The organism is Pedobacter hiemivivus, assembly GCF_005144565.1.
GTDB lineage: Bacteria > Bacteroidota > Bacteroidia > Sphingobacteriales > Sphingobacteriaceae > Pedobacter > Pedobacter hiemivivus.
Window position 1 is genome coordinate 377,333 of the sequence record NZ_SWDX01000001.1, and the last position, 24,485, is coordinate 401,817.

Genomic DNA, 24,485 nt, shown 5'->3' on the forward strand with positions numbered 1-24,485 from the left:
GCTTAATTCTGGGTATTTTTGTTTTAATGTCGCTACCATTTAACAAAGAAGATTTAATTCATGGCGAAGCCATAGAGTGGGAGAGTATTACGAAACAGCAAGCACGGAAGATCATCCTTGAGGCCGCTGGACTCGCCCGGAAAACACAGTTTGGGACGGGAATTGAGGCTGTTTACCGAGTGATTGACCGTTTGGGTTTTCTGCAGCTGGATACGAATTACGTCGTGGAGCGTGCCCATCACCATGTCATTTTTGCGCGAGTACCGGACTATCAAACGGAATGGCTGGCCAACCTTTGCGAAGATGGCCGCATTTATGAGTACTTCAGTTCGGATGCAGGATATCTTCCTATGTGCGATTTTCGCTTTTCACTACCTGTAAAAAAAGCTTTTGAAACGCAAGGTAAGCTGCTTACTAAACCGGAAACCAATTTAATGAAGCAGATTCTGGATCGGGTGGAACGTGAAGGGCCACTAATGGTTGGGGATTTTGATAACGACCGATTGGAAGCGAGTTCAGGCTGGTGGGATTGGCGACCCGCCAAGGTGGCGCTCGAAAGGCTTTACCTAAATGGAAACCTGATGATTAGTCGCACTAAAGCTTTTCAGAAAGTCTACGATATGCCGCTCAACTTAGTGCCGCAGGAAACAGACTTAACCATGCCTACAGATGAGGAATACGCATGTTTCGTCATCTGTCGTACCTTAGCTGCCTTGGGTATGGCTTCCGTTAAAGAAATGGCTTGGCGCGCCCGCCGGGTGAAAGGCAACCTCGTTAAAAAGGAGCTGGAAAAAATGGCTCAGACAGGCAAAGTTAAAATGGTAACGGTCGACGGTCTTAAAGGTCCATTCTATATGCTCCCCAATCAGGAAATTAACATTAAATTATCCAATGAAGTCTTTATTCTTTCACCCTTCGATATCCTTAACGTCTTCCGTCATCGTTTAAAGGACTTCTTCAATTTTGATTACCAGATCGAATGCTTTGTGCCCGCTCCGAAACGCCTGTATGGTTATTTTTCATTACCTGTACTCGCAGGGGAAACTTTTATCGCAAGGATGGACGCCAAAGCCGACCGCAAACAAAAAGTACTGATTGTCAATAACATTCATTTTGAACCCATTGATCTTGAGGAAATCATTATTGAAAAGTTTATTAAGGCCTTAAAGGCATTTGTCCAATTTAACCAATGTCAGTATATTATTCTTAAGCGATCCAATAATGAAACCTATCTGGAAGCGATCAGCAGAAGTTTTTCCTGACCCAAAATAGCGGTAAAGAAATTAGTGAAACCTTAAAAATGTAAAAACTTTTATATATTCACCGCAGAATAATTATTAACGGCCAACATTCATCTTTGCTGTTTATCTCATTTTCTCCATGAAGCTATCTCAATTATTTAATGAAATTAAGGTTTTAGAAGATGTATCCACATTTTCGAAACATGAACAACTGGTTCAAGGGATCATCAATGCATTGAATCAAAAGATACTAGTGAGGGGTGACATATTGCCATCTGTAAACCAGATGATAAAGGAAATTGGTTTTGCGCGTGAAACAATCTCAAGGGCTTATAAGGAACTTGTAAACAGGGGGATCATCGAATCTAAAAATAGAAAGGGATATTTTGTAGCTACAGAGGATACCGAACAGCATTTAAGGGTATGCCTGCTGTTATATGCATTTGATACCTTTCAGGAGACATTTTATCAGAGTTTCAGAAACAAAATAGGGGAAAACATTCAGCTGGATATTTTTTTTCACCATAATAATTTTTCGGTATTTGAGAGTACTATAAATAACATTAAAGGTAAATACGGTATGTATGTTATCGCTCCGATTGATGTTCCTGAAGCAATACCTTTGGTAGAACAATTTCCTATGAATAAACTGTTGATTGTTGATCGGAAATTAGACCTAAATGAAGAGCATTCCTATATTGTACAGGAATTTAAACAATCATCCTATAACGCCTTTGTGGAGCTTGCAGACCGTATTAAAGAGTTTGACCAGTTTGTTTTCTTTTTTAAACAACAATCAGCAGAACCAAACGATGTACTGGATTCGTTTCAACGTTTTATTAAGGATTATAAGGTTAACGGCATCATAAAGAACAAATATGAATCTGGTAGTATAGAACAAAATAAGGTATACTTTACAATTCATAACCTGGAATTATGGGAAATTCTTAAGGATTCCAAACTTAAAGGATTGAAACCTGGGAAAGACTTGGGTATACTTTCCCATAATGATGATAATGTTAAGGAAATAATTTTTGATGGAATAACTACTTTTTCTATTGACTTTGAAAAAATGGGTGAAATGGCTGCAGAATTTGTATTGTCAAGAAAACCCATAAAACACATCATGAAGAATAGGCTGATCAGAAGAAATTCTTTATAAAACTAAGCGCTATCAATTTCTGGTTTTTTTATAGCATTGATTTCCATCTGTTTATATGGATGCGCCAATTAGGGGTGTTAATTCGCTATGAAAAATAATTCTGAAAAAATAAATTTTGGAATATAAAATATTTTCCTACTTTTGATAGTAGGATAGTGTAGTATAGTACAGGTGATTATACAAACTATTTCGAAACAACCAAACCAAATATAGATTATGAATGTGTTCGCATCTATGGGATCTAATGGCCCCACACCGCAAATCAACTATCAACTGTTATTTAAGTGTAATTCTTCCTGACCAATTTATTGTCAATAATGCAATTGACGCATTTGTTTAAATTATCACATTTAGAGTTTAATCTGTACAGAACTCATTTACTTTAAAAACTTAATAATTGATGAAACATTTTTACTGGTTTTATAGGTGCTTTCTGGTACCTAAAAAGTTAAGTTGCCTGCATATACTTAGCTGTTTAATAATTTTCTTGACCATATTCAATACGTCTGAAGCTTTCGCTCAAACGGGTAGTAAAAAAACAATTACTGGTAAAGTTACTGATGCGACCGGATTACCACTTCCGGGTGTTGTTGTTGCTACCATAAGTGGACCAAAACATGGTACGCAAACCGACAATAACGGAAGGTTTATAATTGATGTAGACCCAGGTATAATACTGCGTTTCTCCTACGTCGGTTATATTGAACAAAGAGTAACCGTTGGGGCTAATACCAATGTGATCGATATCAAGTTACTTGAAAATAGTATTCAAGCTGATGAGGTTGTCATTACTGCAATGGGGCAGAAACAACGAAAGGAAGCAATTGTTGGAGCAGTATCAACCGTGCGTCCGGGAGACTTGAAGGTTCCTTCCAGTAATTTAACCGGAGCAATGGCTGGTAAAATCTCTGGCGTTATTGCTTTTCAGCCCAGCGGACAGCCCGGACAGGATAACTCCAACTTCTTTATCAGAGGTGTGACCACGTTCGGTTATAGAAGGGATCCTTTGATCTTGATTGATAATGTGGAGATGACTTCTTCTGATCTGGCACGTTTGCAGGTTGATGATATTGAAAGCTTTTCTATTCTAAAAGATGCAAGTGCAACTGCCTTATATGGGGCTAGAGGTGGAAATGGGGTCATCCTCGTTAAAACCAAAGAAGGAAAACCAGGAAAAGTTCAAATTAATTTCAGACTGGAAGGCTCAGCTTCTGAGGCGGTTAAATCCCTGGAAATTGCAGATCCAATTACTTACATGAAGCTTTATAATGAAGCCTTGACAACCAGAAATTCACCGGGAGCACTTTATACGCCGAATAAAATAATGAATACTCAGGCATCCATAAACGGCGCACCAGGCAGTAATCCTTATGTTTATCCTGCTGTTAACTGGATGGATATGCTGTTTAAAAAGCGTACAAGTACAGAAAGGGCTAACTTGAATGTTTCAGGTGGTGGGGGAGTTGCTCGTTATTATATTGCTGGTTCCTATTCAAATGATAATGGGATACTAAGAACAGACATTAGGAACAACAACAATAATAATGTAAGTTTTAAAAATTATCAACTTCGGTCAAACATTAATATCGACCTCACGAGCAGTACTGAACTGGTAGTTCGTTTGTCTGGTAATTTTAATGAATATACAGGGCCTATGACCAATGACCCTTCTTTTGCGACAGATCTTTATAACATCGCGACACATACCAGTCCGGTTGATTTTCCAGCTTATTATGAGCCAGATGCTGCTAATGCAGGTGTACAGCATATCCTTTTTGGTAACAATACAAGTGCTACTGTTCTGCCTGATGGGACTACGCCGCCTAGTTCTTCAACTGATGTGAAAAACATCAATCCTTATGCTGCCTTACTTAGAGGAAATAGAAGGTTTTCCGAATCAAGAATGCTTGCTCAGTTGGAGGTGAACCAAAAATTAGATTTCCTGACTAAAGGGTTAAATTTTAAAGGGATATTCAGTACGAACAGGTACGCACGGTTTGAATCTCAATTGGCTTATGCGCCTTATTTTTATAATGTCCAGTCGTATGATAAAGCTTCAAATCAATACACTTTAAACTGGATTAATAATAAACCGGATCAGGCAAGGGAATATTTAAATTATTATGCGGGCAAAAGTACACTAAACACCTTTCTTTATCTGCAAGGCGTGCTAGATTATTCTGCTGACCTTAACGAGAATCATAATGTAAGTGCAGCTTTAATTGGAACGCAGCAACAGCAGTTAAACGCAAATGCAGATAATTTATTCAATTCATTACCATTTAGGAATTTAGGTTTGTCTGGACGTGCTACCTACGCCTATAAAAGTCGTTATTTCCTTGAGTTCAACTTTGGTTACAATGGATCTGAGCGATTCTCTGAAAACCATAGATTTGGGTTCTTTCCAACCATTGGCGCTTCATGGATTGTATCTGGTGAGAAATTCTATGGAAACCTAGCCAATGTGATTGATCGAATGAAACTAAGGGCCAGTTATGGTCTTGTTGGTAACGATGCCATTAGTGACAGGAGGTTTTTCTATTTGTCAGATGTTAATTTAAATGGGGGGAATTCTGCTTCATTTGGAACAAATCTTGACTATTCACACAATGGTGTGAAGATTAATAATTATGAAAATAGAGATGTTACCTGGGAGGTATCTAAGCAAATTAATTTGGGATTGGAACTTACCCTGCTTAAAAATATAAGATTCACCACAGAGGTTTATAAGAATTATAAATCTGATATTTTGCAAGAGAGAAAGGATATCCCTACTTCAATGGGCTTAGAATCAAGTATATCTGCAAATATCGGAAAAGTAGAGTCACAGGGGATAGAGTTCTCGCTGGATGGAAAGCAAAACTTTAGTAAAGATTTTTGGATAGCTTCAATGGCTAATTTTACTTTCGCCAAAAATAAATATACTCAATATGAAGAACCTGACTTTGATGAAAAATATCGTCTTCATAATGGGGTGTCGCTTAACAGAAACTATGGCTATATAGCTGAACGGTTATTTGTTGACGATAATGAAGCTAGAAATTCACCGAAACAAATATTTAGTAACAATGGTATCGCGCCAATGGGCGGAGATATTAAATATCGTGATTTAAATGGCGATGGCATAATAGATGGTAAAGATCAGACCTGGTTTGGCAATCCATCAGTACCTGAGATAGTTTATGGATTTGGGATGTCTACTGGATACAAGAACTTTGATTTTAATGTGTTCTTTCAGGGACAAACTGGGGTTTCTTTTGTAATTGATCCAGGGAGGACAAGTCCGTTTATTAAAAGCCCTGACTCCTGGCTACCGGGCAATACGCAAGTAATTCAACAATTTGCAGATGACCATTGGTCGGAGGATAATCAAAATTTATATGCCTTGTATCCAAGGCTTGGAATAAATGGTGCGGTGATAGAAAACAACCGGCAAAATAGCTCATGGTGGTTGCGTGACGGCAGTTTTCTGAGGATGAAGTCCATGGAAATAGGTTATACGCTTCCACGTACTTTGCTAAGCAAGATTAAGGTCAAAAACCTAAGGGTTTATTTCAGTGGACTTAATCTGATTACCTGGAGTCCTTTCACCATGTGGGATCCTGAAATAGGTGGGAATGGATTCTCTTATCCTTTGCAAAAGGTATATAATGTTGGAATAAATATTAGTTTATAGTTAATATAAAGAATAAAGACATGAAGTCATTATATTCAAAATTTTTATACACAGTGATTCTGGGATTGTCCTTAACATCGTGTAAAAAGTATCTGAACGTTACACCAGATAACGTAGGTACCATAGATTATGCTTTTAGAAATCGTAATGAGGCTGAAAATTACTTGTTTAGTTGTTATTCTACCTTACAGAAGATGCAGGAGCCATGGATGGATGCAGGATTCGCTACATCTGGAGAGTTGGTATTCCCGGGACCAAAAGAAATAGATGATACACAGAGTATCAATGCTGTGGGCTTCAATATGATGAGAGGTACGCAAACTAGCGGCACGCCAGGATTAAATTATTGGGATGGCAATGAAGGAGGACAGGCTCTGTTTCAAGCCATAAGGCGTTGTAATACCATGCTTGAAAATATTGATAAACCTATTGATCTTGGAGAATCGGAAAAGAAGAGGTGGATTGCGGAAGTTAAGTTTTTAAAGGCTTACTACCATTTTTATTTGTTCAGGATGTACGGTCCTATACCGATTACTAATGTCAATCTGCCCATTAACAGTTCAATTGAGGAAACTCGAGTTAAAAGAAATCCTGTAGATTCAGTAGTTAATTACATGGTCCGTTTGATTGATGAAGCTACTCCGAATTTGCCTAATCAAATTCAAAATCAGGCGCAGGAACTGGGAAGAATAACGGGGCTCATTGCGCGTTCTGTAAAAGCTCAAATCCTGGTAACAGCAGCAAGCCCGCTATTTAATGGGAATTCTGATTATGCTGGATTTACTAATAAAGATGGACAGGTATTATTTAGTCAGGAAAAAGATCCTAAGAAATGGGATCGTGCAGCAGAAGCCTGTTCTGTAGCCTTAAACGCTTGCTTGGCTAGTGGTTTAAAGCTGCACACCTTTACGCCTACAGCAAATATGCCTGCAAATCTTCCACAGGAATTAGTAAATGTTTTAACGTTTCAAACAGCTATTACTGAAAAATGGGAATTAAATACAGAATTGATATGGGGAATGGCACCTAATTTTGGATTTGGAAGGCAAGAAAGATTTATACCACGTTTAACGGCAGCATCGGCGTTAAATATAGGTAGTGCTCAAGGTTTTTTTGCGGTACCAATTGCCGAACAGGAGCTGTTTTATACAAATAACGGACTTCCGATTGATGAAGATAAAACCTGGGATTATAGAAATAGATATACCTTAAAAACCGGAACTTCTGAAGATCAGTATCACGTGCACAATGGTTATGAAACAGTCAAAGCACATTTTAAACGTGAACCAAGATTTTATGCTTCTATTGCATTTGACGGAGGTGTTTGGTATGGAAATGGTCAGTTATCAGATCCAGCGAATGCAAATTATATACAAGCAAGAGGTACTACAAGTTATGCCGGACCTAAAGATCAAAGTCATACCAATATTTCAGGATACTGGCCAAAGAAACTAGTGAATTATTTAACTGTTTATAATGACCGATTGACCTACGAAAATTTTCATTTTCCTTTAATGAGGCTTTCTGATCTCTATTTGTTATATGCAGAAGCATTGAATGAACAAGGGAAAAGTTATGGAGAGATATTGCCGTATATTGATGAAGTAAGAAAAAGAGCCAAAATTCCAACTGTAACTGAAGCATGGACCGCTCAGCTTTCTACAACTCCTTCAAAATATGCGAATCAGGTTGGTCTTCGTCAAATCATTCATCAGGAAAGAAGAATTGAACTTGCTTTTGAATGTATACCTGGATGGGACTTGCGTCGCTGGAAGGAATTACAGACAGTAATGACTAAGCCGATGCAAGGATGGAGCATCTATGATGATCAGGCACTGAATTATTACCGTCCACGTAATTTATTCGTTCCTGTATTTAATACAAAAGATTATCTATGGCCTATTAAGGCTGATAATCTGGCAGTAAACCCGAATTTAGTTCAAAATCCTTTTTGGTAGTCCTATATAAAGACAATATGATCATGAACATAAAAAAATATATCTTGCCTTGTCTGATTGTGCTGATAGCCGGTATCACAGCATGCAAGAAAAATAATGGTTTCAATGCCATTATTTCCGAAGATAAAACCAAACCGTTAGCCATTAGCAATATCAAAATAGATAATTTTAATGGCGGAGCGAATATTACTTATGACCTTCCTAATTCTCCAAATATTTTATACGTATTGGCTAAATATAAAATCAATGACAATACAGCAAGAGAAACTAAATCCTCTTATTATCAGGATACAGTTGTGGTTGAAGGATTTGCAAAAGAAAAGCCTTATGAAGTAACCTTATATACGGTTTCAAGGGCAAATGTAATGTCTGATCCTGTAACGGTAACGGTTAATCCTTTAACACCAGTTTATCTTGCGGTAAGACCATCAATAAGTTTGTCTCCTGATTTTGGTGGGGTAAGTGTAATCGCAGATAATCCGTTGAAGAAGCAAATTGGCATCGTAGTGATGAGTTACAATAAGAATACCCAGTCCATGGAGATTGAGGATCAGCATTTTACTAAGGATGCTAAGATTAATTATTCAGTTACGGGTTTTGCTTCTGTTGAACGTCAGTTTGGTGTATATATTACCGATAAATGGGGCAACATTTCAGATACACTGCAAAAGCCAATTATTCCTTTGTATGAAGAAACAATGGATAAAACTAAGTTCAATCTACTAAATCTTAGTACGGATAGTCAAATAGCTTATGATTGGTTTACACGTTATCTATGGGATGGAAAATTAGATGGGGACGGCTGGCATACTGCATCTGGAGTATCCCTACCATATTCCTGCAGTTTTGGTATTGGCAAAACGTATAAACTGAGTAGATTTGTTGTATACGAAAGAATCGGAGATCGTTACACTTATAAATTTGGAAATCCAAAGGAATTTTCTTTATGGGGCACAAACTCATCCACTCCGGATAATATTAGGCTGCCCGTAAGGGCTGATGAAGGTGCTGTGATAGGAAACTGGGTAAATTTAGGGAACTTCCGCTTTCCTGATCCACCATCAGGTAATCTTCCTAGTGCAAGTAACTCCGCAGACGAGGATTTCGTGAAAAAAGGAGTGAGTTTTAAAGTTCCTTTTACTGCGCCTTCGGTTAAGTATTTAAGAATAGCCGTAGCAACTATATGGGGAAATGAGGCTGCTGCCCATCTTATAGAGGTTACTCCATATGGAATCCCTGAATAAAAATATCAATTGAACTAAATATCAAATTATATAAAGATGAAAAATCTTATAATTTTTATTGGTCTTTTTCTGCTCGTTATCGCGGCGGGCTGTGAAAAGCAACAAACCGATTTCCGTGACTTTCTTGATGGCCATGAAGTTACCTATACAGGTAGTGCAGGTGAAGTACTCAGCAGGGCTGGAAATTTAAGGACACAGTTAAAGTGGAAATCGAGCGCTGATCCAAGTATCATAAAGTATGTTATTTATTGGAATAATAAAGTAGATTCTCAGGTTGTAGCTATTAATGGTAAAACCGATAGCGTTTTTGTGACCATCCCGAACCTTCAGGAATTTGTGTACTCTTTTACCATTTATTCTTATGATGCAAAAGGTAATAAATCTGTTCCTAAAGTCGTAAATGGTGTGAAAATTTATGGTCCAATATATAAAGCAGGCTTATTAAACAGAGCATATAATGCAGATGTACCGTATGTGACCATGGAAAATGGAAATGTTGAGTTGAATTTTAACAAACCGGACACTGTAAATGTAACTACTAAGGTAAAGTATACGAATACTGCAAACATTATTAAAGAGGTTGATCTCGCTCCAGCCGACAACATTTTAAAATTGACGGACTATAAACCTGGAACAGAAGTGACCTATAGGTCTTCCTATAAGCCCACAAGTGGAGCTCTTGATGTTTTTACAACATCAGATTATTCCGTTTTTCCACAGATGTTATTATTTCCATGTGATAAATCATTATTCCGTGAACATCCGCTGCCTAATGATGTGGGTACATATGAATCTGGTACAAGTGTAAGTAAGCTTTGGGATAGAAGCGTTGGACCACAAGGTTATCCAAATATTTTCCATAGTAATGGAAGCGGTGGTATGCCACATACACTTACGTTTGACTTGGGAAAAGTGTATCCCAATCTTGCTCAAGTAGAAGAAACAGGTAGGGATTGCTGCAATAATCCGGATAGTTTTGAGATATGGGGAATAGCTGACATTACAAACGCAGCTACCACGTTACCGGCAAATAATGGAGGATGGAAAGATGAGTCAATTGCAAAAGGCTGGACTTTATTAAAAGAAGTAACCAGAACTGACGATGGCAAAAATGCCTACAAAACTAACTTAGTTAGTAACCCTCCTCCAGTTAGGTATATTAGAATTAGAATTAAGCATGTAACAACGAATGATGGTAACTATAGTAACATGTCTGAAATTACTTTCTGGAATAAGCAAGTGTATAATTAACTACTTGATGATGAATTTTAAAAGAAAGACCCTAAAACTATTTTTTGTTCTGTTGTTAACATATAGTTTCTCACAAGCTCAGATAAATAATAACTTAAGAATTTGGGACGACAAGCCAGCTAAAGATTGGATGACCCAGGCCTATCCGATTGGTAATGGTAAGCTGGGAGCAATGGTTTTTGCTGGGGTAGATGAAGAACACATTCAGTTTAACGAAAGCAGTTTGTGGACTGGTAATGAACATGAAACAGGTGCTTACCAGGCCTTTGGTGATCTTTTTATTAAATTTAAAAATATTGACCCAAGTAAAGCAACACAATACAAGCGGGTTTTAGATTTAAGTAATGCGCTTCATAAAGTAGATTATCAATATGATAATCTACTTTATAGTAGGGAATATTTCTCAAGCTATCCAGATCAGCTTCTTGTTTTTAATTATACTTCAAAAGCAAAAAATGCGTATTCGATCACAATAAAGCTTAAAGATGCTCATGCCAGTAAAACACAAGGAAATGCAAACCGGCTGACCGTAAGTGGCGTTTTGGAAAATGGGCTTAAATACGCATCAACCTTACAAATAAAACATGATGGGGGCACCTTAACGATTGATAAAGATGCCGATGGAAATAGCCAGATACACTTGGAAAATGCGAATGCTTTTACGCTGTTTTTAGCTGCTGCAACTGATTATATCAATCAACGGGCGAAACATTGGAAGGGAGAAAATCCCGAACAAATTGTAGACAGAAATTTAGTAAACGCAACGGCTAAAAAATATGATGTTTTAAAAAATAACCATGTTAAGGATTATCAGAATTTGTTTAACCGGGTTGCTTTGCAAATTGGAAAGAACAATTCAAAAACGGAAGTTCCCACGGTTCGGCGGATTCTTAACTATAAGAAAGACGAAGATACCGGTTTAGAAAATACCTTGTTTCAGTACGGCAGATATTTGCTCATCAGTTCTTCGAGAAAAGGAGGACTGCCCGCTAATTTACAAGGCTTATGGAACAATAGTAACAATCCGCCATGGCGTTCAGATTACCATTCAAATATTAATATTCAGATGAATTACTGGCCGGCAGAGCCTGCTAATTTAGCCGAGAGTAATATCCCGTATTTAGATTATATCAATAGCATGCGTGAGGTTAAAAAGGAAAACACGCAAAAGGAGTATCCCGGGGTACGTGGATGGACGGTGAAAACTGAAAATAATATTTTTGGCGGGGAGAGCTTTTTATGGAATACACCCGGTAGTGCCTGGTATGCACAAGCCCTTTGGGATCATTATGCTTTTAACCAAGATAAGACGTACTTGAAGGAATTTGCTTATCCTATTTTAAAAGAGATTTCTGAGTTTTGGGACGACCATTTAAAGCGCAGGGCTGATGGTGTAATTGTAGCGCCAAATGGCTGGTCGCCGGAGCATGGGCCAAAAGAAGATGGTGTAAGTTACGATCAGCAAATTGTGTACGACTTGTTTACCAATTACATTGAGGCTGCGGATTCTTTAAAAATAGATACTGACTATCGCAATCACATCGCAGCCCTTAAGGATCATCTTTTAAAACCTAAGATTGGTAAATGGGGGCAATTACAAGAGTGGGAGGAAGACAAGGACGATCAGAATGATAAACACAGGCATGCCTCGCATTTATTTGCATTGCATCCAGGCAGGCAAATTAGCCTAAGCAAAACACCGGAACTAGCGCGGGCGGCAGAAGTAAGTTTAACTGCCAGGGGCGATGAATCCACGGGTTGGTCCATGGCCTGGAAGATGAATTTTTGGGCTAGGCTGCACGATGGAAACCATGCTTATAAAATCTTAAAAAACTTTATCACCCTTGTTGGTGGCGATGGAATTGATTACAATCAGGGCGGTGGTATTTATGCAAACCTACTTTGCGCCCACCCACCTTTTCAAATCGACGGTAACTTTGGTTATACTGCCGGAGTTGCTGAGATGCTTTTACAAAGTCATGAAGGTTTTATAGAATTTTTGCCCGCGATTCCTGATCAATGGAAGAGTTATGGGGAGATTAAAGGTTTAAAAGCCAGGGGAAACATTACTGTAAGCTTTAAGTGGGAGAACGGTAAGGTTACCAGCTATAATTTAAGCGGCCCAAAAGCTTCAACAATGAAAATAAAAGTAAATGGTTCTTTTAAAGACGTGATCGTAAAGAAAAAATAATAATGACTATTAAACTCTTGAAAAATATTTTTACGCTGATTTTAATGCTTTATGCAAACCATATGTTTGCACAACAGAAACTAAGATTATGGTATAATGAACCCGCAAAAATGTGGGAGGAGACACTTCCGTTAGGGAATGGACGTTTGGGGATGACCCCTGATGGAGGTGTATCAAAAGAGAAAATAGTGCTGAATGACATTACCCTGTGGTCCGGTGGGCCACAGGATGCCAACAATTATGAAGCTTATAAAAGTTTGCCTAAAATAAGACAGCTCATTCTTGAGGGAAAAAATGAGGAGGCGCAGGATTTGGTAAACAGGGATTTTGTTTGTAAAGGCCCTGGTTCAGGGGGGGCGCAATGGGGTAAATACCAAACCCTGGGGGCTTTGGAACTTGAATTCAATTATAATGGTATCGGTTCAAACCAACCTGAAGCAAAACAATATCACCGGGAATTGTCATTGGAACAAGCTATCGCCGTTTGCAGCTTCAATGTAAATGGAGTAAACTATAAAAGGGAATACTTTACCAGTTTTGACGATGATGTAAGTGTGATCCGGTTAACTGCCGATCGGCCGGGCCAGCTGAATTGCAGAATTATGCTGAACAGACCTGAAAGATATGTGGTAAAAACAGAAGGCAATGAATTACAGATGTCAGGGCAGCTGGATAATGGGACAGATGGTAAAGGGATGCAGTACCTGGCCAGAGTTAATGCCAAACTAAAAGGTGGAACACTGAGCACTGAAAACAATGCGCTGGTTGTTAAAAATGCTACTGAAATTATTATTTATGTTTCCGCGGCAACAGATTTCAAAAATCGCCCCTTTAAAGAGGAAACAAAACAGGTGTTGGCTGCAGCCATTAAAAAACCATATGAGTTACAGAAAAGTAAACACATTGCAAACTATGGCAAGCTGTTTAAACGGGTTAGCATCAACCTCGGCGAAGGAGCATCTGCAAATCTTCCTACCAATATAAGGCTGGAAGGTTTTTATAAAAGTTTTGATAGAGACCCATCTCTTGTTCCACTGTTTTTTCAGTTCGGTAGGTATTTAAGCATCAGTAGTACCAGGATAGGGTTGCTGCCCCCAAATCTGCAAGGGTTATGGGCCAAAGAAATAAATACACCTTGGAACGGGGACTACCATTTGGACGTAAATGTACAGATGAACCACTGGCCAGTTGAAGTGGCCAATCTTTCTGAACTGAACCTGCCTTTGGCAGAACTAGTAAGGAGTTTGGTGAAACCAGGTGAAAGGACAGCGAAAGCCTATTACAATGCAGATGGCTGGATTGCGCATGTGATCACCAATGTTTGGGGTTTTACAGAGCCAGGAGAAAGTGCTTCCTGGGGAGCTTCCAATGCCGGATCGGGATGGTTGTGTAATAACCTATGGGAACATTATGAGTTTAGTCAGGATTTAAAATACCTTAAAAGTATCTATCCGATATTGAAGGGCTCTGCGGAATTTTACAAAAGCGCCCAGATCAAAGATCCGAAATCGGGATGGCTGGTTACCTCACCGTCGGTGTCGCCCGAGAATTCGTTTTATCTTCCCAATGGAAAAACCGCGAGTATTTCTATGGGACCAACTATTGACAACCAGATAGTAAGGGAACTATTCGGAAACGTGATCAAAGCATCAAAACTGTTAAATACCGATGCTGCATTTAGAGCAGAACTCCAGGAGAAATTAAAATCAGTACCACCTGCTGGGATCATCAGTAAAGACGGACGCATTCAGGAATGGCTGGAAGATTACAAAGAAACTGATCTCCAACACAGACATATTTCTCATTTATATGGTTTGTATCCCGCCTCGCAGATCACACCAACTGCTACACCAGAACTGGCTACAGCCGCGAAGAGAACGTTGGAGGTTAGGGGCGATGACGGACCAAGCTGGACAATAGCCTACAAGCTATTGTTCTGGGCAAGACTGCAGGATGGGAACCGTGCCTTTAAATTGTTGAAAGAGATTTTGAAACCAACATTAAGGACGGATATCAATTACGGCGCAGGCGGTGGGGTATATCCCAACATGTTGTCGGCAGGTCCGCCTTTCCAGATTGACGGTAATTTTGGTGCTACTGCTGGTATTGCCGAAATGCTTTTGCAAAGCCATGACAGCTTTATCGAGCTGTTGCCGGCACTACCTGATGCGTGGAAAAGCTATGGAAATATAAAAGGCCTCAAAGCCAGGGGTAATTTTACAGTAGACATGACTTGGAAGGATGGCAAAATTGTGAACTACCGTATCGCTTCGCCAAAGCCACAAAAAGTAAAAATAAAAGTAAATGGCGAACTAAAAGAAATACTGGCTCAGCGTCTATAATTGATAAGAAGCCTGCAAAAACACACACAAATGAAACCATAAAATGATAAAAATTAAATTACTTTCATGTCTGTTCTTCCTGGTCTTTTTTCTGAGCCATGCCAATGCCATTACTTTTAAGTTTGGCAGGTCTGGAAAAATTATTTACGACCTGAAGTCCGGAACTTTTAGTGCCTATCTGAATTCCGATGAGTTTTTAAAAGACGGATTTTCAACCTTTAAAGAAAATAACAAACTCTACAGCTCAAAGGATTATTTACAGCGGAATTATTCCAGTACTAAGATTTCGGATCAATTCGGAAAAGGTGTAAAGCACACTATTGAACTTAAGGGAGCTGGAAGACCTGATATGAAGCAGATATTTTATGCCTATGATCAGTTACCTTATTTTTTATGTGAAATTGAGATTGCAGGTGCTAGTGTCAGCAGCAATGAAATGATCCCTGTTCAGGGCGGACTTCCTATTTTGAATGGGATCAAAGAGATCCGAAGTGTATTTGTTCCTTTCGATAACGATACCTTTATCAGCTATAACTCGAAACAATTGTCAAAAAATGAGCAGCAGCTCAGCGCAGAGGTTGGTGTAATCTATGACAACACTTCATTCAAAGGCGTAATTTCTGGCTCAGTAAATCATCGCGTATGGAAAACTGGCGTCACTACCGGGATTGATACCGGGGGTAACACTTTTATCAAAGTACAAGCCGGCTTCACGGAAAAAGATATTACAAGGGATGTCATCCCTCATGGAGTTTTAAAAGGTCATATTGTGAAGTCACCTATGATTTTTTATGGCTTATTTGAGGATTGGAGAATAGGGATGAACGCTTATGCAAAAGCAAACAGAATTGCAGAACCACCGATTGTTTTTAAGTGGAAGCATCCAACCCCTTTGGGATGGAACAGTTGGGGCGCTATGCAGGAAAAAATTTCCTTTGATAAAATTGTAAAGGTCACCGATTTTTTTGCTGACAGCCTGAAAGCTTTCAGAAGTGAGGGTACCATTTATATAGATTTAGATTCTTATTGGGACAATATGCTGAAAGGCGGATTGGAAGGTGATTATTCAAAGCTAAAAGAATTTGCGGATTATGTTAAAAAGCGGGGATTAAAACCTGGCATCTATTGGGCCCCTTTTACCGATTGGGGCTTTAAGTCGGGTGGAGATAGAAGAGCAGAAGGCGGGAATTACAAATTTTCTCAACTCTGGACTAAAGTCGGGGCGGGTTACCATGATCTTGATGGGGCGAGGGCACTTGATCCAACGCATCCGGGTACACAACAAAGGATCGCATTGGTTATTGGAAAGCTAAAAGAATGCGGATATGAAATGATCAAAATCGATTTTCTGGGGCATGCTGCCATAGAATCAGATCATTTTTATGATCCGAAAATCAGTACGGGAATGCAGGCTTATGAAGTGGGGATGTCCTTTCTGCTCAAACAGCTTGATGATAAAATGCTGGTCTATGCGGCTATTTCTCCAACCATGGCCTCAGGCAGGTACATCCATATGAGAAGGATCGCGTGTGATGCCTTTAAATCTATAAAAGATACAAAGTATACACTCAACAGCCTTACCTATGGCTGGTGGCAAACCCATTTGTATGATTATATGGATGCAGATCATGTGGTGCTTGGTGCCGAAAGTATAGGTGCCAATAGAGCTAGGACACTTTCTGCAATTGTTACCGGTACTTTTATAGTTGGCGATGATTTTTCAGCGAAAGGGGCTTGGACAGAACGTGCAGCAGAGCTGTTCCAAAATAAGGCTTTGTTAGCTGTAATCAGAGATGGAAAGTCCTTTATGCCAATTGAAGCAGATAAAGAGGCCTCAGAAATGTTTGTTAAACAATCAGGTAATACGCATTACCTGGCTATTTTCAATTATGGGGATAAAGAAAAAAAGTTTGTGGTCAACGCAACTGCCATCGGGTTAAAATCTTTTATCGGGTATCAATTGGAAGATCTTTTTACACATAAATCAAGCGCTCCTGTTAGCGCCGCCGAATTTGTACTGGCAGCCGGTGACGCGACACTGATTAAAATAACGAAATAAATTATATAAGCTATAAAACCATTTTATAATGTTTAAAGTCCGATTACATACTACCCTTATCCCTTTCTGTTTACTGTTGCTTTTCTCTGTTGCCATTTCTTTCAGGTCAGCGGCACAATCTGTTGTTATCCCTATAGAAACACAGCGTAATGTACTTGTACTGCAAGTCGATGTCAATAAGGATCTGGGGACTATTTATTTTGGTAAAAAATTAACAAACAACAGCGAATACTCGCAGGTTCCGGCCTTGTATAAGCAAACTTCAGATTATACGGGGATACTCAATTCTGCCTATACCCCATCTGGTTCCAGGAATTTGGTCGAACCTGCGCTCAGTCTGACCCATGCTGATGGTAACAATTCGCTGGATCTGAAATATGTAAGTCATACTTTAAAACAAATTGACGATAATGTTTCCCTGCTTAGCATTGTTTTAAAAGATCCTGTGTACGATTTCTCTGTAACACTCTACTATAAAACTTATTTTAAAGAAGACGTGGTAGAACAATGGTCATCCATTCAACATCAGGAAAATGGCAATGTTACCTTACATAAATTTGCTTCAGCAAACCTGTATGTAAAAAGTTCGGGTTATTGGTTAAACCAATATCATGGTGATTGGGCTAAAGAGATGCAAGCTGAAGAATCGAAACTCACACATGGCATTAAAACGTTGGACAGCAAATTGGGCACAAGGGCTAATTTGTTCCAGCCCCCAGTGTTTATGGTGTCACTAGGTAAACCTGCAACAGAAGACGAGGGGACTGTTTTATTTGGTTCATTGGAATGGAGCGGTAATTTTCGTACCGATCTGGAAGTTGATTACCAGGAAAACTTAAGGATCATTTCGGGGATAAATAATTATGCTTCAACCTATACATTAAAACCAAATGAGGCTTTTGTAACTCCGGTATTCCTATATACGTTATCTACGGATGGTAAAGGAGTGGCCAGCAGGAATCTGCAGCAATGGGCCAGAAACTACAAATTATTAGACGGAAAGGGTACACGTTTAACCCTTTTAAACAATTGGGAAGCTACTTATTTCGATTTTAATGAAAATAAGCTCGCAGGTCTTTTAAAAGACACAAAGAAACTGGGGGTAGATCTTTTTTTACTGGACGATGGCTGGTTTGCCAACAAATACCCTCGTAACGGTGATGTCGCGGGATTAGGCGACTGGCAGGAAAATAAAAAGAAATTGCCAAATGGTATCGCCTCCTTGGTAAAAGAGGCTCAAAATAACCAGGTTAAATTTGGTATCTGGATAGAGCCTGAAATGGTTAACCCCAAAAGTGAATTGTACGAAAAGCATCCCGACTGGGTAGTTAAACAGTCCAACAGAGCTGAGCATTATTTCAGGAACCAGCTGGTACTTGATCTGACCAATCCGGAAGTGCAAGATTTTGTGTATGGAGTGGTGGATGGACTTTTTTCAAAGAACCCCGATCTGGCCTACATCAAATGGGATTGTAATGCTGTAATTTTTAATGCCCATTCTGCGACAATTAAAGACCAATCCCATTTTTACATTGAATATGTTAGGGGTTTGTATAAAGTATTAGAACGGATCAGGGCAAAGTACCCTAAGGTACCGATGATGCTTTGCTCTGGTGGTGGTGGCAGGGTTGATTATGCCGCATTGCAGTATTTTACAGAATTTTGGCCAAGTGACAATACAGATCCGCTGGAACGTATTTTTATGCAATGGGAATATTCTTATTTTTATCCGGCCATAGCCAGTTCAAACCATGTTACAGACTGGGGCAAACAGCCTATAAAATTCAGGACAGATGTAGCTATGATGGGCAAACTGGGTTTTGATATTGTGGTGAGCAAACTAAGTGCTGCTGATCTTAAATATTGCCAGGAGGCGATAAAGAATTACAATAAACTCAAGGATGTCATTTGGCAGGGAGATCAATACCGCTTATCCAATCCAAAAGAATCCAATGTTGCTTCGATGCTTTATCTTGATGAAAATAAATCATCCGGCGTAATCTTCAACTACCTTGTCAATTACAGGTATGGTGCGAACAGCAGTTTTCCTATTCTTTTAAAGGGGCTTAATCCGGCAAAAAGATACAAGATCCAGGAAATAAACCTTTATCCTGGTACAAAATCCAGCATTAAAGAGGAAGCAAGTTATACTGGCGATTTCTTAATGAAAATAGGATTCAATCCTGATGTAAATTCATTGAGAACAAGTGTGATTTTAAAAATTGATGTCGTAAATTAAACAATATTCCAAATTCCTGTAATGAACATGATGTTTAATCTTAAAATCAAAAAAGAACTTTTATCAGTTATAGCATTTGCCGTAATGCTTTGTATAAGCTGTGATGTGCTAGGCAAAGTAAAGTTGCCATCTGTATTTAGTGATAACATGGTTTTTCAGCAAAAAACCAAGGCTGCTGTTTGGGGTAAAGCTGATCCTGGCAAAACGATAACCATCAGCACAACCTGGAGCCGGGCACGTTATACATCAAAAGCCGATGAATTTGGTAACTGGAAGATCATGGTGGCTACGCCATCTTACGGCGGACCATATGCGATGACGATTTCTGACGGAGAACCATTCATCTTAATGAATGTCCTGATTGGTGAAGTTTGGGTCTGTTCAGGACAATCTAATATGGAGATGCCTTTGGCCGGATGGGGAAAGATCAACAATTATGAAAAAGAGGTTGCTGATGCAAAATATCCAGACATTAGGCTTTTGCAAGTTGAACATGTCACCAGCAATTCGGCTTTGGAAGACGTTAAAGTAACGAACAATGGCTGGAAACCCTGCATTCCACAATATGTTGCCGAGTTTTCATCTGTGGCTTATTTTTTTGCCAGAGAAATTTATAATAAGACTAAAGTGCCGATTGGATTAATCCATACTTCATGGGGTGGCACTGTAGCTGAAGCATGGACTAGTGCGCCCACCCTTAAAACAATACCTGATTTTGTAGAGGCCGTAAATAAAATTGAAAATGCTGACAAGGATAAAACCGGCTCCAGCTTTGAGGAGCAATTAGCTTCGTGGCAAAAGTTAGTAATCAAAAAAGATGCAGGTATGGTACAGGGTAAACCGGCATGGAATGCAAATTCACTGGATGCTTCTTCATGGAAAGTCATGTCGTTGCCAACGGTGTGGGAACAAGCAGGGATGCCAGAGTTTGATGGGGTGGTTTGGTTTCGAAAAAATATTACCATTCCGCAAGCCTGGGCTGGTAAAGCCTTAAAATTTAACCTAGGTCCTATTGATGATAATGACATTGCTTTTTTTGATGGTGAAATAATAGGACAAACAGAGGGTTACAACGTGCCACGTAATTATACTATTCCCGCAACTAAGGTAAAAGCAGGTACGTTTGCACTGGTTGTGAGGGTATTTGATAGTGGCGGTGGCGGCGGGATATATGGCGATAAGAATACAATGGCCCTTGTCGCTCCGGACGGAACGCGTCTTTCCCTGAACGGAGATTGGCAATATAAAACAGGCATGAACCTGAAAGATATTGCACCTATGCCGATGTCAGATAATGGCCCTAACAGACCTACAGTATTATACAATGCAATGATCCATCCATACTTGCAATTTCCAATCAAAGGGGCTATATGGTATCAGGGCGAGAGCAATGCAGGAAGGGCACATCAATACCGTACACTTTTTCCTGCAATGATCACTGATTGGAGAAAGCAATGGGGAGTTGGAGATTTTCCCTTCTATTTTGTACAGCTGGCTAACTTTATGAAGGCAGATGCAGAACCTGGGGCTTCTGCATGGGCAGAATTAAGAGATGCACAATCTGGGGCGCTTTCATTACCAAATACAGGAATGGCAGTGGCTATTGATATTGGTGATGCGACAGACATTCATCCGAAAAACAAACGAGATGTAGGTAAAAGACTGGCTTTAATCGCACTAGCAAAAAACTATGGTGTTAAAACGCTTTACACTGGCCCTGTTTACCAATCTGCTAAAACAGAGGGTAATGTCATTAAGTTGAACTTTTATGCCACTCAAGGCTTAAAAACCAGTAATGGCGCAGAATTGAAAGGTTTCGCTATTGCCGGTGCTGATCAGAAATTTCACTGGGCCAAGGCAGAAATAAAAGGAAACCAGGTAGTGGTAAGTAGCACTGAGGTTCTTAACCCCGTTGCGGTAAGGTATGCCTGGGCCAATAACCCGGTTTGTAACCTGGTAAATGGAGCGGGTCTGCCTGCATCACCTTTTCGTACAGATAAATGGGAAGATAGTACCTCCCCTTCAAAATAAATAACACAGATGAAAAGAAGATTATACTATATATTGATACTATGCTGCCTGTTCAGTATTAAAATTTGTGCCCAGGTGAAATCTAAGGACGGGACCATTTTAGCCCTGACACCTCCGATGGGCTGGATGACCTGGAACTATTTCGCGGATAACATCAATGAGAAGGATATCAAGGAGATGGCGGATGCCATGGTAAGTACTGGTATGCTAAGTGCAGGTTATAATTATGTTTTTATAGACGATGGGTGGCAGGGGGGAAGGGACAACAGGAACAATATCATTGCCGATCCTCAAAAATTTCCTTCTGGGATTAAAGCCCTTGCTGATTATGTGCACAGTAAAGGACTAAAATTGGGTATCTATTCTGATGCTGCCTTGCTTACCTGCGCAGGCTATACCGCCAGTCTGGGTTTTGAAGAGCAGGATGCGAAAGCATTTGCTAACTGGGGGATAGATTACCTGAAATATGATTACTGTGGTGCTCCAGATGATGTGGAAATTGCTAAACAGCGGTATAAAACGATGGCTGATGCATTAAGGAACAGCGGTCGGGACATCGCTTTTGGGATATGTGAATGGGGTGGACGTAAACCCTGGTTATGGGCCGCCCAGGCTGGTGGACAATTGTGGCGTACGACCAATGATGTAAGGGACAAATGGAAAAGAAGAAGTGTTGAAGAAGGTGGAGAGGGAATATTAAACATCATGGATTTAAATGCATCGCTTGATCAATACGCAGGCCCGGGACATTGGAACGATATGGATATGCTTGTGGTTGGCTTAAATGGAAAAAAGGGACCTTCAGGTGATCTGGGTGGAAGCGGATGTACAAATACAGAATATCAAAGTCAGATGAGCTTATGGAGCATTATGGTGTCGCCTTTGGCTGCTACTAATGATTTAAGAAATATGAATGCTGAAACCAAACGTATTTTATTAAATAAGGAGGTGATTGCCATTAATCAGGATCCTTTGGGTAAGCAAGCTATCCGTAAAGTTGATAATGATACCTGGACTGTATTGCTGAAACCATTAGAAAATGGGGATTATGCACTGGCCATATTGAACCGGGCAGGGACCACTCAAATTGCCGATTATGATTTTTCTGGATTTGGATTGAATGACCATTATCAGATCCGGGACTTATGGCAACATAAGGTCATCGGAAAAGGTAAAAAATGGCGGGGCAGTGTGGATGCACACGAAACCAAACTGTTCCGTTTAAGCAAAACCAAATAAAATTGCTTGCCGCTATTAGGTTGTTGATGAAAGATAAATTGGAGAGAACAGCAGGAACAAAAGGATCATGATGAGTAAGAGGAGGCCGTTTACCCAATGGCGATTTTTCCAGGGTTTTAGATCAACAACCGATTTGTTCTGCGCTACATAAGGCATTTCCAGCGGGTATAGTTTTCCAATGATCAGCATAAGGGCTGAAGTGACTACAAAAAGAATAGCCAGTACGTGCAGGAAGTGGATGCCGGTATCAAAAACAATTTGTGTGAGTATATATCCGACAAAACAAAATGACAGGCCCACTTTTGCTGCAATAGGTGGAACTTTTTTGGTTACAAATCCAATAAACATGATGGTAAAGATGGGGATACTGAATGCAGCATTTATCTTTTGCATAAAGGTGTAAAAGCTATCAGTAGAAAAAATGAATAACGGAGCGATAAACATGGCCAGTAAGGAGGCGAACATTTCAAATCGTTTGGAGCTTTTGAGCAAATTTCCTTCGGTAAGCTGTACACCCTTTTTTTCTTTAAACGGCTGGTAAAGATTTAAGATGAACAGTGTGCTTGCGCTGTTAAGTCCGGGAGAGAAAGAGGTGATTGCCGCACCGAAGATAACAGCAGCAATAAAGCCGCTGAGCACAGGAGGGGAAACATCGCTCACTACCCTCGAAAATACTTCAGTAGTATTTTGCATATTGCTGTACATGTGAACGGCGAGAATCCCAGGTAAAATAAAAAGCAATGGGCCAAGTAGTTTTCCTGCGCAGGCGAGCGCAATGCCTTTCTGACTGGTCTCAAGATTGGACGAGGCCAGTGCCTGCTGCACAATGACCTGTTCTGTACCCCAGTAGAAAAGATTCATTAGGATCATACCCGTAAAAATGGTCGAAAAGGGAACAGCATCATTGGCCGTTCCTATGGAATTGAAATGTTCCGTTTTTGAGTTAAGAATGGTATGTATGCCATTTTGAAAATCGCCGTTTCCGACGTGTCTTATTCCGAAGTAGGCCAGTAACAACGCACCGGTAAACATGCAGATCCCTAATACGAGGTCTGAAATCACTATGGCTTTCAGTCCGCCAAGTATGGAGTATAAACTGCCGACAAGTCCAATACACCAAACCAGGATCCAGATGCTGCTACCATAACTGATGTTCCAGATGTCTGAAAAATGAAACAGACCGTTTAATGCGATTGCACCGGTGTATAATACAATTGGCAAGAGGTTGACCATATAACCGATCAGGAAAAGAAGAGATACCAGTTTTTTTGTTTGTGGATCGTACCTGCTTTCCAAAAAATCAGGTGTGGTAGACATGGCCCCCTTCAAATAAACAGGGATTACAAATTCAGACACTACAAGCATGGCAAATACAGAACTTACTCCCCAGGCCATTACGGTCATGTTATTGAGGTATACAGATTCGCTGCTGCCTACAAATTCCGCCGCACTGATATTTGTGAAAAATAGGGCGCTGCCGACTGCGGTGAAGCTCAGGTTGCGGTTAGCCAAAAACAGTCCTGCAGACGTGGTTATTTTATGTCTGCGGGTTTTAAACCAGGAAATCAGTGCAACCAAAAGGGTTACAATTATAAAGGTGACAAAGGCTGTAAAGTTCACTATAAGTTTAAATTCTTGCTGCTTTTTTTACAAGATAGTAAATTGTGTCCTAATGAGTGCTATAAAGATGGAAAGCACGATTTTTTCCACAAACGTTTTAGGGGCGAGCCAGTGGTGAACAGCTGGGATGTGGGTATTTTAATCTTTAAAGAGTATAATGTATCTATGTGGGTAATTGTTGTTTCTTTTAAATATAATAACGGGTCTTGTTTTATGTTGCGTTTCATTGCTG

13 protein-coding genes are annotated in these 24,485 nt (G+C 39.7%); 12 read left to right on the forward strand and 1 reads right to left on the reverse strand.

Annotation, left to right across the window (positions count from 1 at the left end; all coding sequences use genetic code 11):
* Positions 1 to 26 precede the first annotated feature (26 nt).
* The 12 genes from FBD94_RS01360 (at position 27) to FBD94_RS01415 (ending at position 22,633) form a co-directional block, all read left to right on the forward strand.
* Positions 27 to 1,262: a winged helix-turn-helix domain-containing protein gene (locus FBD94_RS01360; RefSeq protein ID WP_205945822.1), complete on the forward strand. Its 1,236-nt coding sequence runs from the start codon at positions 27 to 29 to the stop codon at positions 1,260 to 1,262.
* Between the two features lie 118 nt (positions 1,263 to 1,380).
* Positions 1,381 to 2,403, forward strand: coding sequence for a GntR family transcriptional regulator (locus FBD94_RS01365; RefSeq protein WP_136878826.1), 1,023 nt, complete (start codon positions 1,381 to 1,383; stop codon positions 2,401 to 2,403).
* Positions 2,404 to 2,890: 487 nt separating this feature from the next.
* The gene (locus tag FBD94_RS01370; RefSeq protein WP_235884338.1) at positions 2,891 to 6,079 is read left to right on the forward strand and encodes a SusC/RagA family TonB-linked outer membrane protein; all 3,189 of its coding nucleotides are present in this window, start codon (positions 2,891 to 2,893) and stop codon (positions 6,077 to 6,079) included.
* A gap of 20 nt (positions 6,080 to 6,099) precedes the next feature.
* A complete protein-coding gene (locus FBD94_RS01375) occupies positions 6,100 to 8,037 on the forward strand; it encodes a RagB/SusD family nutrient uptake outer membrane protein (RefSeq protein ID WP_136878828.1) in 1,938 nt (645 codons plus the stop codon).
* 23 nt (positions 8,038 to 8,060) lie between these two features.
* Entirely contained in the window at positions 8,061 to 9,281 is a 1,221-nt protein-coding gene (locus tag FBD94_RS01380; protein WP_235884339.1) for a DUF4959 domain-containing protein, read from the forward strand.
* 36 nt (positions 9,282 to 9,317) lie between these two features.
* On the forward strand, positions 9,318 to 10,532 hold the full coding sequence (locus FBD94_RS01385) for a DUF4998 domain-containing protein (protein WP_131607567.1): 1,215 nt from the start codon (positions 9,318 to 9,320) through the stop codon (positions 10,530 to 10,532).
* 7 nt (positions 10,533 to 10,539) lie between these two features.
* Positions 10,540 to 12,723 (forward strand): glycoside hydrolase family 95 protein, encoded by a 2,184-nt coding sequence (locus FBD94_RS01390; protein WP_169472184.1) that lies wholly within the window; start codon positions 10,540 to 10,542, stop codon positions 12,721 to 12,723.
* 2 nt (positions 12,724 to 12,725) lie between these two features.
* Positions 12,726 to 15,065, forward strand: a complete 2,340-nt coding sequence (locus FBD94_RS01395) for a glycoside hydrolase family 95 protein (protein ID WP_136878831.1) — start codon at positions 12,726 to 12,728, stop codon at positions 15,063 to 15,065.
* 43 nt (positions 15,066 to 15,108) lie between these two features.
* A complete protein-coding gene (locus FBD94_RS01400; protein WP_136878832.1) occupies positions 15,109 to 17,124 on the forward strand; it encodes an alpha-galactosidase in 2,016 nt (671 codons plus the stop codon).
* Between the two features lie 28 nt (positions 17,125 to 17,152).
* Entirely contained in the window at positions 17,153 to 19,363 is a 2,211-nt protein-coding gene (locus tag FBD94_RS01405) for an alpha-galactosidase (RefSeq protein WP_136878833.1), read from the forward strand.
* Positions 19,364 to 19,384: 21 nt separating this feature from the next.
* The gene (locus FBD94_RS01410; RefSeq protein ID WP_235884340.1) at positions 19,385 to 21,394 is read left to right on the forward strand and encodes a sialate O-acetylesterase; all 2,010 of its coding nucleotides are present in this window, start codon (positions 19,385 to 19,387) and stop codon (positions 21,392 to 21,394) included.
* A 9-nt stretch (positions 21,395 to 21,403) separates the two neighbouring features.
* Positions 21,404 to 22,633 carry a glycoside hydrolase family 27 protein gene (locus FBD94_RS01415; RefSeq protein WP_131607572.1) on the forward strand — a complete coding sequence of 410 codons (1,230 nt, stop codon included), beginning with the start codon at positions 21,404 to 21,406 and terminating at the stop codon, positions 22,631 to 22,633.
* Positions 22,634 to 22,648: 15 nt separating this feature from the next.
* On the opposite strand, the gene FBD94_RS01420 is transcribed toward FBD94_RS01415, so the two are convergent.
* Entirely contained in the window at positions 22,649 to 24,253 is a 1,605-nt protein-coding gene (locus tag FBD94_RS01420; protein ID WP_131607573.1) for a solute:sodium symporter family transporter, read from the reverse strand.
* Positions 24,254 to 24,485 lie beyond the last annotated feature (232 nt).